The sequence below is a fragment of the Micromonospora sp. PRAS1 genome, assembly GCF_059553435.1.
This window is the reverse complement of the sequence record NZ_JCANNB010000024.1, coordinates 1-15,046: the sequence shown is the minus strand read 5'-3', so window position 1 is coordinate 15,046 and position 15,046 is coordinate 1. Positions and strand designations below refer to the sequence as shown.

Below are 15,046 nucleotides of genomic sequence, written 5' to 3'. Positions count from 1 at the left end.
ACTCGCCTGGGTCGCTGAGCAGCGATCTTTCCGCCTCAGGAATCGACCGGAGTAGCGTTCTAGTGCAAGGATGCGGTCATGATGCGGCTGATCGCCGACAAGGCATGGGACGGCCTGGAACGGTATGTGCAGCAGGCGACCCGCAAGCGCGTCGCCATCGCATATATCGGCTCGGCGGCCAGGAAACTGCTCAACCTCGCACCCGACGACATGATCATCATCGACGGCTCGGACGCGGTGCTCAGCGCTGGTCTGGTTGATCCGACCGTGGTCAGCGACTGGCTCGCCGACGGCGTAGAGGTTCGTTCCCTTCCGAACCTGCACGCGAAGGTGATGCACTTGCAAGGCAGGACAACGCGAGTCGTTGTCGGCTCGGCCAACGCTTCGGCCCACTCTCGGGACTCCCTGTTGGAAGCAGCCGTCGTCACCGACGACGCAGGGTTGTGTGACCAGGTCGCCGAGCAACTGGATGTGTGGCAGGCCCGGAGCGAGAAGGTCAATCAGGCGTGGCTGAAGCGCGCACGCGGGATCTACCGTCCACCGGTTTTCGTGCCAGCGCCTCGCCGTCGCCGGCAGTCACCACGCCTTTGGCTGGGCATGGCCTTTGACGAGACGGGTGCCCTGCCAGCTCAGGCCACAGCCGTGCTCGAGCGTCTTGACCAACGTCACGGGCAGGGCAGTGTCTTCCCTTGGCGGATGAACCCGGGTGACGACAGACTTGTTCGCCAAGGCGACGAAGTTGTGCTGGTCGACGTCGGTCCGATCGAGCAGAAGCCCCGCAAGAACTCTCGGGCGTGGCCTCCTGCAACCGTGGCGCGTGTGGTGAGCGACAGACGCACCCCCGTGGCCGTCCTGGTCTGGCAACAGCATCCGGGCGACCTCGAAACGCGCACCTTCGCCCAAGTCGAGGAGACCGTTCGAAGGTCCGGCGCAGAGGTCGACTGGGAGCGCCCCTTCTCACCCACGTCACCTGCATCCACTGCCCTACGCGCTCTTTGGGCAGCCTGAGGAAGCACAACCCCCAGCAATCGGTAGGCTCCGCGATCTAGGGCAGCTCCGGCACGCCCCGCAGCAGGGTCAGGGCGGACCGATCGGAGCTGAGCGCGGTCAGCTCGGCGTTGATGAAGTCGGTGAAGAACTCGGCAGGTGACCCGGGGAAGGCGGGATGCTCGCCGGAGTGCCACTGGTGTAGCCACGGCTCGATCTCGGCCAGGCCGGCGAGCAGCGGCAGCAGCCGGTGCGCTGGCCAGGCCTCCTGCGTCTTGCGGTCTAGGTAGACGGTGGCCAAAGCTTGGGCCTGCGCCAGGTGGTCCCACCCGGCCCAGCCGAGCAGCTCACTGCCGTCGCTGTCCCGGCCCGCTCCCGGGTACGAGATGAAGCGCTCCTTCGGCACGTCCAGCTTGCCGCGCGCCCGCCAGTACGACGGCCGTACGAAGTCCGCCGAGCTGTACTTCGGCGGCACCTCGATGGTGACCTTCTCCCCGGCGTCCTCCCGGCGCTGCAACGCCCAGGTCCGCTCCCACTGCGCCCGCTTGCGCAGCCCGGCCGGCTTGTAGCGTTGCGCGGGAAGGTACGGCACATGCTCCTTGGCGACCAACTCACCAAGCGCCCACGTCAGGTCATAGTTGTCGTGCCCGACCCACAGGTCCAGCACCGCCCGGAAGTCCTGATCGCCGCCGACCCGGTCGGCAACCTGCGCCACCGACAGCGGCCCCGGCTGCCCACCCCACAACTCCGGAGCCTCCAGCCGATCCAACAGCCAGTCCTGCAGCGCGGCCTTCTGCATATCCTTCCAGTCATCAGCAGACCAGCGCCGTTTGCATTCTGGCCGCTCGATCAACCCGATGTGCCGGTTCGACCCGATCACCTCGATCCGGCGCTCCACCAGCGACCGATACTCCGCCGGCCACTCCGCCTTGGGCCGGTCGATCGGCTTGGAGCCGTGCCGGTTGAACCACTCAGTCTGCGCCCCGCTGGTGTGCAACACGATCTCGAAGGCCCGCTCCCCCAGCTTCAACTCCGGCGGATCGGCACAGGTCAGATCCTCATCGATCAACCCATAAAGCCGGTAGACCTCCCAGTCCAGCTCCTCCTGAAGCGCGATCATCCGCGCCCGCACCGAGTGGTACTCCGCCTCAGCCTCCGCAAGCCGCTGCCGGGTCGGCACCCCCGAGGCGGCAACCGCCGCCGGAGTCAAGCCCGACAGCCGCTGCGCCAGCCCATCCAGCGCCCGCGCCCGCCCCAACGGGTACGCCGAAGGCAACGGAAACTCCTCCACCTTCGTTCCCGTAAAATCGTAAAAATGCTCCCAATCCTCACTAGTGAAGCCGCCACCTTGACCACGAATACCTTTGTCGTGACACACCTGCTTAAGCCAGAAACAGGAAGTCGAACTATTGAGGACGCCGAGCAGCCCCAAGTATCCGTTTTCGGCGACACCATCGGGAAGCAGGATAACGGGCGCAGCTCTATTGAAAACTCTTCCACCTCGGTCGAGCACAAACCGATTGTGAGTCGCCACAAAGGAGAATGATAGCTTCATCGGCGCCATCAACCTTGATAGGTGAAAGTCCGAGTATTCAAACCACGCCAGACCACGCATCTCCTGGGTCCCGGAGAGCGCTCGACGCACCCTTAGGGGAACTCGGTACAGCCAGAGGAGTCTTAGCCCTAAGGCGCCTGCATCAGCCGCACCATCCGAGCCATAGGGAAAAACAATAGGGTCACCGCAGTCAGTCACATAGTCTCTAATTGAGGTTCCGGTAAGGAACGGCAGCGTCCTCGTGTCACCCTCAAGCCTGCGAGCCACCGATCGTCCCACGAGATACGCGTCGTCAGTTCGCGTCTCAGCCACAAGCCCGATAGCATCCGCCAGCGCACCAAGCCTCCCCGAGGAGTTTTCCTCGATAGCACTTCTAACATCGATTGCACCAGCACCCGAGAGGCTCCATGGAAAAACCGATAGCTGCCGACGGGGAAGATCAATGACAGTAACCCATTCCGATTCGGAACCCGGGCTGTCAATTTGCTCAACGATGGCCATCCAGACCAAACCGTTGGCGGCCAGTTTAGGCTGGGACGGCTCTCCACGAATACCGAGCACTGACCGCACAATGCCGGAGCGCCGACGACGTTTCGGCCGACCGATGAGGATTACTGTCGGGGTGCCGTGGCCGGGGATGTAGGCGCCGGAGGTGTCGATTACCTCGGTCAGTTCCACCTCGTGGGCGAAGTAGTTTTCGATAAGCTTTTTTCCGAATTCGCGTTTCATGAAGGCGTTGCCGGTGATTTGGCCGACGTGGCCGGCACCTTCGCCGTGTTCGTCGGACCACTTAGCAAGTTCGAAGAAGCGTTTGGCGAACGGGACGGTCAGCGCATATTGGCGATGGCAGACCGTGGGGTAGATGCTGCGGTAGAGCTTGTTGCGTGCCGGGTCGGAGACGGTGATGTAGGGCGGGTTGCCGACTACCACCGTGTACTGGTTCTCGGCCAGGTATTCCTTGAGCAGGTCGGCGTCTTCGCTCTCGTACGCGAAGATTTCCTTTTGTTCTTTTTCTTCCGCCTCCGCTGCTTGCTGGGCCTCCAGCATTTTCATCAGATCGCCCTGGGCTCGGGAGCTGAACGCGCCCCACGGGAGCAGCGAGTCGCCGGTGGCTACTCGGACCGGGAAGGCGGGGGTGCGTTCCAGGGTGGTGAGTCCGCAGGCTTTCGTGGCCGCGATGAGTAGGCGGAAGCGGGCGATGGCTACCGCGAAGGGGTTGATGTCGACGCCGGTGACCTGGCCCAGGGCTCGTTCGGCGAGGATGCGTACGTCGGTCCCGGGTTCGCGGTCCTGCCACTTGCGCAGCAGTCGCTTGAACGCGCCGAGCAGGAAGTGGCCGGACCCGCAGGTCGGGTCGATGACGCTGGTCTCGGCAAGGCCGAATTCTTTGACCGCTGGTTCGAAGGTGCGGTCGAGGATGAACTCCTCGACGAACTCGGGGGTCTGCAACAGCGCGTACGTCTTCTTGGCGTGCGCGGAGAGGTCCTGGTAGAGGTCGCCCAGGAAGCGGGTGTTCAGGTCGTCGCGGCGCAGCGACTCGGCACCGGCACCACGGCGGAAGAAGTCGCTGAGGTCCTCGGCGGCCGGGCCGGAGATGTCGAACCGCCAGAGCGGGTTGTGCCGGTCGAAGATCTTGCCGGTGGCGCGCAGTTCGGCCAGGTAGCCGAAGGCTTCGCGCAGCCAGTGCCGGTCGTTCTCCTTGGGGTGGGCGATCAGGTACGCCTGCCGGTGCTGCACCGCCTGCTCGGCCGGGGCGGCCGGGTCGGCGCCGCCGATCCAGAGCCCGTTGACCAGTTCGTTGTCCTCGCAGAAGCGGACGAAGACGCAGCCGAGCACCCAGGCCACCGCCGCCTGGTCGAGGATGTCCTCCAACCAGGTCTCGAAGCTGACCCCGACCCGCTCGGCGGCCTGCGCCCTGGCGTACTCCTGGCGCAGCTCGGCGCGCAACCCGGCGGCCTCCGCGATCTGCCCGCGCAGATCTTCCACCAGGTCCTTGACCTGCGCTTGCAGTGCCTTCAGCTCGATCACTGCTAGATCCTAAGGTCTGCCGCTCGCGCGGCTGTCATTCCGAGTCGTCGTCGGCGTCGCCTTCGAGGGTGCCGAAGACTGGCACGTCGAGGCGGTCGGCGAAGGCCCGGAGTCGCTGCTCCAGGAACTCGGTACGGTCGTCGACGAAGATCTGGTTGCCGTTGCCGCCGTCCCGCAGCCGCCGCCACGCCTTCACCGGGATGCCGTGGCTTTCCAGGATCTGCTCATCCCTCGGCAGGCTGAGCCCTTTGAGCGCGGCCAGCACGCCGATGTTAGGCGTGGTGGGGAAGATCACCCGGTTGGCGGGTCGGCTGTCCTTCGGCACCACATGCCGGAAGATCTGGCTGTCCGCGGTTTCCAGCAGTTTCACCACGTCGAACGGCTGGCCCAGCATGTCGAGCCGCCGGGGGAACTCCGTCGCCTCCCACGCCACGTACGCCTTGGTGCGGGCGCTGTTGAGGTTGAATGCTTCGGGCATCGGTTGCACGTCGCTGAGGTCCGGCCGGAGATCACCCGTGCCGCTGGCGAACGTCTCCATCTCCACCAGCGCCTTGCGCAGGACGGTGGAGGTCGCGCCGGCAAAGGCACTCGACCAGGAGGTCACCCAGAACCAGCGGCGCAGCCGGTCATACTGCCAGCCGCTGGGCTCCGGGCAGACATGAAAGAACATCGCCAGCAGCACGAGCTGATGCGAGTACGGCAGGAACTTCGCCTGCGGCAGGTTCACGCCGGTGCGGAGGAAGCGCGCGGCGAGCTGCACCGCGCGGTCGGTCTGCGGCAGGGCGTCGTGCAGGCGGTTCTGCATGTAGTCGGCGACCAGGCTCCACCGGGGCGACATGATGTCGGACTCCCCGGCGATCGCCAGCAACGCGCGGAACACCGCCAGCCGGGGCAACTCGCCGAAACCGGTGTCGGCGACAGCCGCGACGATCTCGTCGATCCGGCTGGCCAGCGAGGGCTGCTCCTTGCGGTACGTCAACGCGGAGACCATCTGGTCCGGGTCCATCCGGGTGCCGGTGCGGTTCAGCCGGGCGTAGACGTTTACCGCCTGCTCGATGCTCGCCCCGTCAAGGCGTACCAGCGTCAGCTTGTATCCCTTGATCCGCTGGGCGACCGCCTCGGCCTCCCGGGTCAGCGCATCCGCCTGGTCGGGATCCTTCACCGACAACTCCACCCGATAGAAGTGCCGGAGAAAGTCCCGGGTACGCATCACCGCCGCCAACGGCAGCAGATGGGGTGAAAACTTGCCGGACCGGTGGTGGCGATAGCGATCTGAGCCGAGCGGATCGGGACGCAGGTCCCGGTAGATCTGCCAGATCCAGTCCGCTTCGTGCTGCGGCGGCCCGTCGCGTAGCGGGCGGTTCAGCACCCCGAACAGCGTCGACACCCGCTGGTGCCCGTCAAGCAGGTAGGACACCTGGCGACCTTCCGGCGGCGGCGGGATCGGCAGGCCACCGATGCTGTCCAGCGAGGGCACTCGCTGGTTGGTACGCCAGAGCAGCAGACTGCCGATCGGGTAGCCCCGCTCGATGCTGTCGAACAACTCCAGCATCTGGTTGGGTCGCCAGACAAAGGGGCGCTGGAACGCGGGCACCCGGATTTCGCCCCGGCCGATGCCGCCCAGCAGATCATCGACGAGTGCGATGGTCGGGTCGGGCCGGATCTCGGCCTGGTCGGCGCGCATGACTCCAGTCTCCTACAGGATCCGGTTGATCATCGCGAGCAACTCCCGCAGCTCTGCCACGATGTCCGGCCCCAACTCGGCAAAGTCCTCCTCGGCCAGTGCGACATCGATGGGAAAGACCCGCTTGGGCACATGGCAACGGCGCCCCTTGAACCACTCCTTGAGATGCAGATAGCCCCGCCGCTCTGGCGCGATCGACCGTAGTTCTTCTACATGATCCATCTTGTACGAGAAGTGGTGCTCCCAGATTCGGAAGGGGGCGTAGTTCTCCATCATTCGCCAGGCCAGCATGTGCACCTCGGTGACGCCGTTCTGGACACACTTCTCGACCTTGTCCTGGTTGTTCTTGTCGTCACCGGCGTGTTTGCGATCGCTGTCGAGAAGGACCGCGACACGGACCAGCACCGTAAAGGCCGCTCGTTCGTCGGCGGCTAACTCGGGGATGTCGCCGCTGCCGCCGCCGTTGATGAAGCAGAGCCATTGACGGTCGGGCGACAATGCCTCCACCACCCGGTGCTCCCCGAGTGCCGCCGCCACCGCACGGACGAAACCGCCATCGCCGATCCGGTTTTCCACCACCAGGGTGGCGGGCCGACGCAGATCAGCCAGCAGATCCTTGAGCTTCGCGGCGGTGATCGTGGCAATAGCCGGTGCGGCTGGGGCCGGGCTCGCTGCTTCTACCAGCGCCTTCTGCACGAACTCCGTGAGCACCGGCGCTTCTGTGGTGGCGAACCGTTCGGCGCTCAGTGCAACCGGCAGACTCGGTCGCCAGTCGTGCCGCCCCTCGACCGCGAGGGCCAGCAGGCTGATCACCGAGAGCCGATCACCGGAGGTGAAGACCTCGGGCTCGATGTCAAGACGCATAGCCACCCTGCCTCAGTTGGGCGGCGGCCAGTGCCCGCACCTCGTGGTAATCCTGGGAGAAATAGCCCTCGGGCCACTCGTCGTCGAGGTTGCCCAGTCGGTCGATGCCGACCTGCCGGATGTCGGAGACACCGTCACGCTGTTCGACAACGTACACCGCCACCATTTCTGGTGGACAGCCCTCGGCAATGTGCCGGCGTAGTCGCAACAGGAGGGTTTCGCTGTGGGTTTCGATGAGGAAGCGGGTGCCGGTGTCTCGCGCGGTGTTGAGATAGAGGTCGGCCAGCGCGGCATGGGCACCGGGGTGCAGATGCATCTCCGGCTCCTCGATGATCTGCAACGCAGGCTGTGCATTCCGCCCGCGAAGTTCGTCGATGGCGCATTGCACGAGAATCGGCAGCACCTGCGAAAGCCCGGTGCCGGCATCGGCCAAGTTGACCCGGACTCGGCTGCCACGCCGGGTGAGCACCGTCGACCACAACGGACCTGCCTCGATCTCCTCGATTCGCCAGTCCGGCACGATCGACGCCAGTTTCTGGTTGACCCGTGCGATTAGCTCGCCAGAGTTACGTGCTTGGTCGTGTGCAAGGATGCCCAGCGTCCCTTGGCCCTGTTCGCCGATGCCTCGGGGCGCGCCCAGCGGTAGCCGGTGCTGCCGCTCGGGCCGGTCCCGATAGGCGCTGAGGAAGCGAATTGGTCCAAGGGACAGACTGCTCCGTCGCTCGTCGAGAAGGCGCAGCTCAGGAATGCCGGCCGGGCGTGGCCGCAGCCCGGCGAACCTGACAGGCCGCACGGCTGGCGCACGCTCCGGCACCTTGATCCGGTACTCGTAGCCCCCATAGCTGTCTGCCATCGTCGGTTGCCAGGAGAGCTGAATCTCCTGCTCTGCCAGCCCAATACGCAGGTCCGAGACGAAGGCCGATCGATCCTCGTCGACAAGCTGGACCATTGCGTCCATCGTGAATGGAGAGGGCCCGTCGACCTCGAAGCCGAGGAAGAACTTGCCGTGCGGGCTCTGCTCGAAGACGAGGTCGTCAAACCCGTCCACCGGCTGGGGTTGCAGGCGGTCCAGGTCGAGTGGGGCGGTGCTGGAGGTGTCGAAGCCGGTGGCGATGACCAGTGGGGCGCGGGTCAGGACGCTCTTACCGGAGTTGTTCTTGCCGAGCACCACCGTCACCGGGGCCAGCTCGATCTCCTGCCGGTCTCGGAAACAGCGGTAGTTCTCGAGCACGATCTTGCGCAGCGGCATTCCACAGTGTCTACCACAGCCTGTGACCAGTCGGGCACCCGCCCGCTGAGTACACAAGGTACAGTCGCCGACACGCAGAGGGTTGAGGAGGCAACCACGTGGGCACCAGCCCCGGCAACATTCCACAGAGGTCGACGGCCGTTCGTCGGGGCGGGCGACACTGGGTGGTCACCGCCATCGGCATGCCGATCCTGGCCGTGTCCGGGTGGTACGCCTACCAGCTCGACGTGCGGTTCGAGCAGTGTCTCGCCGCGCACGGGCCGGATTCCGCCGACCGGATCGATGGCGTCGCCGGGCCATGCCACCGCATCATGATGTCGAGCGGCACTCTGTCGCTCGCCTATCTGACTGCTTTTGCGGTGACCCTCATCGTCGGGCTCGTGCTCGGGGTCGTCGACGGCCGTCGACGACGTCGTTTCGCGTACGGCCGTTGGGTGTGCGTGGTCGTGGTCGGCCTCACCGGGCCATGGGCGCTGCTTGCGTACGCGCTGGCCTACGGCCTGGGACGGCTACTGCCTGCCCATCGCCCACCTGCGCGCCGACCGCAGGACGTGGCTCGGCAACAGGGCTGGATCGAGGCGATCCACCTTTACCAACGGCTCGCCGCGGGAGAGCCGCCACCTGTGGTTTACTCGCCCGACTTCCTCGGACCGGGCGTGGTCTACCTGGATGCCCCGTTCAACTACTCCCGCTACTACGGCACTACCGCCACCTACGAGCAGCGAAGCACCTTCGCCTACGGCCCGCTGGCCGTCGTCACCAGCGCGGTGGTCGGCGACCTCATCGGCAACAGCATCGCCCGCTCCCGCGCCGCGAGCTTCGCCCAGCCCCAATGGCGGGATTTCGCGTACGCGCGGGTCGTCCTGACACCGACGACCACCTGGTGCTGTGTGGGCGGTCCATGGCTGGCATTCGACCACGACGTGGTCATGGAGTACTCCGTCGACGGCATGAATGCCATGCTGACCTTTCCCGACGTGGAACCGTTGCGGCTGGGCGGGCCCTCCGTCTGGTGCCACGCCGTCATGTTCGCCTACGCCCGATTCGGGCCGGACCGCTGGCAGAGCGCACCGTTTCTGCACCCGGTACGCGAGGCGGTCGCCAGCCTCGGTCGGCAGTGAATCATCGCCCGACCAGACCGGTCCGGCGACTGCGGGGCTGGTCGGCGGCGTCGATCCAGTCGTCGGCGAGGTAGAGGGACTGGTTGGTTGGGGAGGTCAGCGGGAGCGGGACGCCGTCGAGCGTGGCCGACTCCGGGCGTCGAGTCGGGACCAGCAGCAGCCGGGCCGCCGGGCGGGGCCGGGTCGGATCGGCCAACTCCTGGAGCAGTTCGAGCTGCCCGTAGCGGGCCAGCGGCGCCGCCTCGGTGAGCAGCACCGGCCCGTCGGCGGCGGCGATCGCGTCGCGCACCGCCGGCAGCACCTGATGCCGGACGAGGTCGACGAGGCTGCGGAAATCGGCGTCCTGCGGCAGGCCGTTGTCGGCCGCCACGATCGCCTCCCAGGGAAAGCCCAGCGCACGCAGCCGCTCCAGCAGGATCGCCGTGACATCCACCTCGGTCAGCGGCAACCGGGCCAGCAGCGCCCGCCGGGCCGGGCCCAGCCGACGCCACGGCGCCTGCACGGCGAGGAAGGCGTGCCGGTCGATCGCCGCGGCGAGCCGGTCGCCCACCTCGTCGACGGCGTTGGGCTTGAGCAGCGGGGCATGGTTGGTGAAGTTACGGGTGCCGGTGACCGATGCCAACACACTCAACGGCCCGAAGGCCTGATCCTGTGCATGCCAGGTCAGCGGCACCTCGGCCTTGGCCAGCAGGTTGCTGAGGGTGGAACGGCTCGGCAGCGGCTCGGCGCGCGGGAAGCGGCTCCGCACCCGATCCCGCAGCTGCTGTTCACTGAGCCGCTGACCGATCAGGGTGCCGGTGGAAAGCCGCAGGGCGCGCTCGGCCGACATGCCCACCGGGTAGAGCTGCCCCTGAGCGTTGACGTCCACCCGGTCGTTGCTGCCGATCGCGGCCAGTTGCAGCAGCCGCAGGTCGGCCACTGGCGGCAGGCCCGACGGTACGGGCAGCCGACGCAGTTCCTCGATCGCCCGCTGCCGGGTCGGCAGCGGGTCACCGTCACCACTTCGGCGCTGGCGTGGCAGCGAGTCGTCGCCCGTCCGGCGCGGATGTGGCACGCCGACCAACTCGGCCGCGCGCCCACCCAACGTCACCACGTACTCGAGGAAATCGGCGGCGGTCACGTCGGAGGTCGGGTCGTCCGGCTCCCGACCGACCAGGACCAGTCCGGTCGGGCGCAGCCGCTGGATGGCCACCCGGGCGTTGCCGCCGGTGCTCAGTTCCGCCTCCACGGCGGCCCGGACCAGACCGATCGCCTGGGGCAGCCGTTTCGACCCGGGGGTGTAGGAACCGCGCACGGCCATCAGCGCCTCGGCCAGTTCCACGGCGGACATCACCCCGCCGCGGGCGTCGAGCAACGCCACGATCTCGTTGCGGACCGCACTCAACGCCGGCTCGGCCAACCACACCTTGGCCTGCGCGGCGAGCAGTTTGGAGATCTGCGGCTGACTGCGCCCGATGATCCCGGCCACGTCCTTCTGCGCCGGCCAGAGCAGGAACGTCCCGTCCTCGGCCGGTGCCTGCCCCAACAGCACGGCCAGGGCTCGGCGGTTACGCGACGTGGGCCCCGGCAGCAGAATTTCGCAGAGCGCCTCCACTCCCTGCGCCGCCGGCCGGTCCGTCGTATCGACAGGCTCGATGCCGGCCGGCACGACCGCGCGCAGTGCCCGCGCCTTGGCGAGGATCTCCTTGCGGGTGGCGTCGGGCACGCCCTTGGCCCGGGTCAGCACCGACGGCTCCGCGTCGAGCAGATCGCCGACGGTGACCATGCCGAGCCGCTCCAGCGCCGACCGGGCGCGGTCGGTCAGCTCGGCGGCGGCCAGCGGCGACTCCCGGGTCAGCCCCGGTACGGCCGGTCCGCTCGGTGCCGCCTTCGGGATCTGCTGGAAAATGGCCCGCCAGGCGTCGGTCATCTCGTCGACGGTGTCGAACCGGGCTGCCGCGTCGCGGGCCAGCGCCCGCCGGAAGAACTCCACCAGCCGGTCGGCGACGGCGGGATCAAAGGCGGCGGCCTCCAGCGTCACCTCGTCGCGGATCGCCGCCGGGTTGGCGTTGTCGCCCCATTTGGGCAGCGTGCCCGTTGCCATCTCGTAGAGCACCACGGCCGCCGCGAAGCGTTCCGCCGCCGCGTCGTAACGCAGCCGGCGCGGCGGCCCGAGGAACGGATCGAGGTAGCCGACGGTGCCGGCGGCGATCCGGTCGGCGGGAGTGGCCGACAGCGAGAAGTCGAAGACGCACAGGTGCGGCTGCTTGTCTTTGGGTCGGGGTCGGGCCGCCAGGTTGGCCGGTTTCAGGTCCCGATGCCAGACGCCCTGGCCGTCGAGGTAGTTGACGATGTCGAGCAGGTCCCGCCCGTACCGCTCCAGCAGGTCCAACGCGAGCCGGCCGCCTCGCAGCTCCTCGGCGAGGGTCGGCCTGCCGGCGCTCTCCATCAGCAGGGCGGTCCGGCCGCCGACCCGCACCGGACCGTCGATCAGCGCGGCCACCTGGGGGTGTTTCAAACTCGCGAGGGTACGCGCCTCCGCGGCCAACCGTTCCTCGTGCTGTTCGTCGCGGGCGACCTTCAGCACCGTGTCCTCGGCATCCCCCGGCCGCCGGACCAAAAGTGCGATGGCGGTGGCACCGGAGCCGAGCCGGTCCTTGACCTCCAGGCCGCCGTCCAGGACATCGCCGCGGTGCGCCGAGAGCGGATCGGTCACCGGCTCGGGTTCCGGAGCGGTCAGCTCCTCCCACACCTTCTCCAGCCCCGACCGGATCGCCGCGACGCTGGAAATCCGCTGCCCAGGGTCGCCACGGGTCGCGTCGTAGACCAGGGTGACCAACGCGTGCGGCATGCCGTCGACGACGGCGTCCAGGTGCAGGCCGCTGTCCCGGACCGCGCTGACCAACTCCTCCGGGCTCGCCGCCGGTGGGCTGCCGGCGAGAATCCGGTAGGCGATCGCGCCGACCGAGAAGACGTCGAGCTGATGCCCGGACAGCTTGGTGGCGGTTTCCGCCTCGGGCGCCTGATAGCAGCGGACCTCGTCGTCGAAGAACAGCTCCAGGCTCGCCGAGTCGCTGGACGGCCCCAACCGGGTCAGCTCGGTCGTCCCCTTCAGCCGTCCACCGGTCTGCCAGTCCGTCACCACAAGCGTCGGCCGCGGCCCGTCCGGGTCAGCGACGTAGACCGCTCGGGGTGAGAGCGCCCTGTGCGCCAGCCGGCGGGAGTGCGCGTAGTCGACGATCTCGGCGAGTTCCTGCACCAGTTGCAGCCGCTGGGCGAGCGTCAACGAGTCTCCGCGCCGCAACAGCCACTGGTCCAGGCGCACCCAGTCCTGCTGGTGTTCGAAGACGACCGCCGGCCCCCACGAATGCTCGACCAGGTCGTGGGCCCGCGCCACCCCGGGGTGGTGGATGCCCTGCAACAGGCGGAACTCCCGCTCCGCCGCCCGGCGGATCGCCGGCACCTCGTGCTCGGCCGCCCGGCTGGTCAGGTAGAAACGCACCCGTCGCACCAGCGCCGTGTCCATCACGTGCCCGCCGAGGAAGTCCTGCCAACCCAGGCCCTCGGCGAACGGCTTCGGGTGCAGCAGCAGTTGGCCGACCTTGCGATCCGCCACCGACGGTCGAATCTTCGCGCCCCGGACCAGCTCGATGATCTGGCGGCCCCGAGCCGCGTCGACCCGGTGCGCCGGGTTACGCGCTGCGGCCAGCAACAACTCCTTGACGCTGGGCAGGTCCGAGTCGTTTCCCGGTAGGCCGTAGACATGCTGGCGGCCGATGGCGTCCAGGCCACGAGCGTTCATGTTCCTGGCATGCAGGAACACCGCCGTGCCGACGTACGGTGCCTGGGCCTCCCGGCCCTGCTGGCGGGCGTAGTAGCGGATCAGGCTGGCCAGCCGCTTGGCCTTCCGGTTGGCCAGAATGTAGGGGTTGTCCTCCGGGGTGAGCCGGTGATTGCGGAACCGACGCACCCACTGCGTTCCGTCGCCGTGGATCTCGCCCTGCCAGTGCTTGAGCTCCAGCACGTAGAGCCCGCTGGGAGTGAGCACCAGAGCATCGATCTCGTTGATCGAACCGTCGGTGCCGACGAACTCGACGTTCGCCCAGACATGGAACGGGTCGGCGTCCGGCAGGTAGCTGGCCAACTCGCGCAGCCCATCCTGCTCCTGGGCGTGAATGCTGGCGTTGATCTGCTCCCAGCGCGGCGAATCCTCACGCATGCGCCGACTCCTCCACCCCCGACCGGCAACGATCCGGCTCAGCTTTCGCACCTTACCTGGCTGCGGCGCCTCCCGAGCAGCAGGGCGGCGCGGGTCGCGGCTATTCGAGCGGGCTGCGGATGTCGTTGGCGACCACGACTTCGGTGCGCAGCAAACGATAGTCGTCGGCCATTCGCTTGACGCGTACCCGGGCAAACGGTCAGGGCTGGCGATAGGTGACGCCGGGCCCGGGCATGGGATCACTTTCCGGGGGTATCACCGGTACATGAGGGCGAGTTTCCGGCTCGGCCGGATCGTGGGCGTACCGGTGGGGGTCAACTGGAGTGTCCTGGTCATTTTCGGGCTGATCTGGTGGGGGCTGTCGGCCAACCTGTTCCCGCAGTCGTACCCGGGACGGTCCGGGGTGGCCTACCTCTTCGCGGGGTTGGCCGCGGCGGTGGTCTTCTTCCTGGGGCTGCTCGCCCACGAGGTGTCGCACGCGGTGCTGGCGAAGCGTAACGGGCTGGGGGTCGAGGGGATCACACTGTGGCTCTTCGGCGGGGTCGCGCAGTTGCGTGGCGAGGCCCGGAACCCGGGGGCGGAGCTGCGCATCGCCGGCATCGGTCCGCTGGTCAGCCTGATCATCGGCGCCTTCTTCGGGGCGATCGCGATGCTGCTCGGCATCGCCGGGGTGCACGGGCTCTGGCTGGGCGTGATGGCCTGGCTCGCCGGCATCAACCTGCTGCTGGCGGTCTTCAACATTTTGCCGGCAGCGCCGCTGGACGGTGGCCGGCTGCTGCGCGCGGCGGTCTGGAAGGCCACCGGGGACCGGACCCGGGCGACGGTGGTCGCGGCCCGCGCCGGCTGGGTGTTCGGCGTGGTGCTGATCGGGTTCGGGCTCTGGCGGTTCCTCACCGGGGCCGGCGTCGGCGGGCTGTGGCTGGCGCTGATCGGCTGGTTCCTGATCGGTGCGGCCAGTCTGGAGGAGCGGCAGGCCCGGGTGGGCAGCGCGCTGCGCGGGCTGCGGGTCGCCGACGTGATGACCCCGCAGCCACAGACCGCCTCGGGTGAGCTGACGGTGGCCGACTTCGTCGACAACTATCTTTTCGCGTACCGGCACACGGCGCTGCCGCTGACCGCGGACGGCCGACCGGTCGGCCTGGTCACGCTCGACCGGGTCCGCAGCGTGCCGAGCGACCAGCGGAGCAGCACCACCCTGGAGGCGGTGGCCTGCCGGGCCGACGACCTGGTCCTCGCCTCCCCCGACGAACAGCTCACCGACCTGCTGCCCCGGCTCAGCGAGTGCGCCGACGGCCGGGCGCTGGTGGTCACCGACGGCCGCCTGGTCGGCATCGTCTCGCCCAGCGACATCAGCCGCGCC

8 protein-coding genes are annotated in these 15,046 nt (G+C 67.8%); 3 read left to right on the top strand and 5 right to left on the bottom strand.

The window, feature by feature from the left end:
- Nucleotides 1-78: 78 nt before the first annotated feature.
- Nucleotides 79-1,008, top strand: coding sequence for a phospholipase D family protein (locus AC507J_RS21395; protein ID WP_496290957.1), 930 nt, complete (start codon nucleotides 79-81; stop codon nucleotides 1,006-1,008).
- Between the two features lie 37 nt (nucleotides 1,009-1,045).
- Here AC507J_RS21395 and pglX read toward each other — a convergent pair whose 3' ends face one another.
- The 4 genes from pglX to AC507J_RS21375 are packed head-to-tail and all read right to left on the bottom strand — an operon-like array spanning nucleotide 1,046 to nucleotide 8,367.
- Complete coding sequence (gene pglX, locus AC507J_RS21390) at nucleotides 1,046-4,570, bottom strand: BREX-2 system adenine-specific DNA-methyltransferase PglX (protein ID WP_496290956.1); 3,525 nt, start codon at nucleotides 4,568-4,570, stop codon at nucleotides 1,046-1,048.
- 34 nt (nucleotides 4,571-4,604) lie between these two features.
- Entirely contained in the window at nucleotides 4,605-6,254 is a 1,650-nt protein-coding gene (locus AC507J_RS21385) for a GmrSD restriction endonuclease domain-containing protein (RefSeq protein WP_496290955.1), read from the bottom strand.
- Nucleotides 6,255-6,266: 12 nt separating this feature from the next.
- On the bottom strand, nucleotides 6,267-7,118 hold the full coding sequence (locus tag AC507J_RS21380) for a hypothetical protein (RefSeq protein WP_496290954.1): 852 nt from the start codon (nucleotides 7,116-7,118) through the stop codon (nucleotides 6,267-6,269).
- Nucleotides 7,108-8,367 carry a DUF3696 domain-containing protein gene (locus AC507J_RS21375; RefSeq protein ID WP_496290953.1) on the bottom strand — a complete coding sequence of 420 codons (1,260 nt, stop codon included), beginning with the start codon at nucleotides 8,365-8,367 and terminating at the stop codon, nucleotides 7,108-7,110. Before AC507J_RS21375 ends, AC507J_RS21380 begins: the two co-directional genes overlap by 11 nt.
- 98 nt (nucleotides 8,368-8,465) lie before the next feature.
- On the opposite strand from AC507J_RS21375, the gene AC507J_RS21370 reads away from it, so the two are divergent.
- Complete coding sequence (locus AC507J_RS21370) at nucleotides 8,466-9,488, top strand: hypothetical protein (protein ID WP_496290952.1); 1,023 nt, start codon at nucleotides 8,466-8,468, stop codon at nucleotides 9,486-9,488.
- Between the two features lies 1 nt (nucleotide 9,489).
- Here AC507J_RS21370 and pglW read toward each other — a convergent pair whose 3' ends face one another.
- On the bottom strand, nucleotides 9,490-13,686 hold the full coding sequence (gene pglW / locus AC507J_RS21365; protein ID WP_496290951.1) for a BREX system serine/threonine kinase PglW: 4,197 nt from the start codon (nucleotides 13,684-13,686) through the stop codon (nucleotides 9,490-9,492).
- A gap of 265 nt (nucleotides 13,687-13,951) precedes the next feature.
- Here pglW and AC507J_RS21360 point away from each other — a divergent pair.
- Nucleotides 13,952-15,046: site-2 protease family protein (locus AC507J_RS21360; protein ID WP_496290950.1), on the top strand; the 1,095-nt coding region annotated here is incomplete at its 3' end.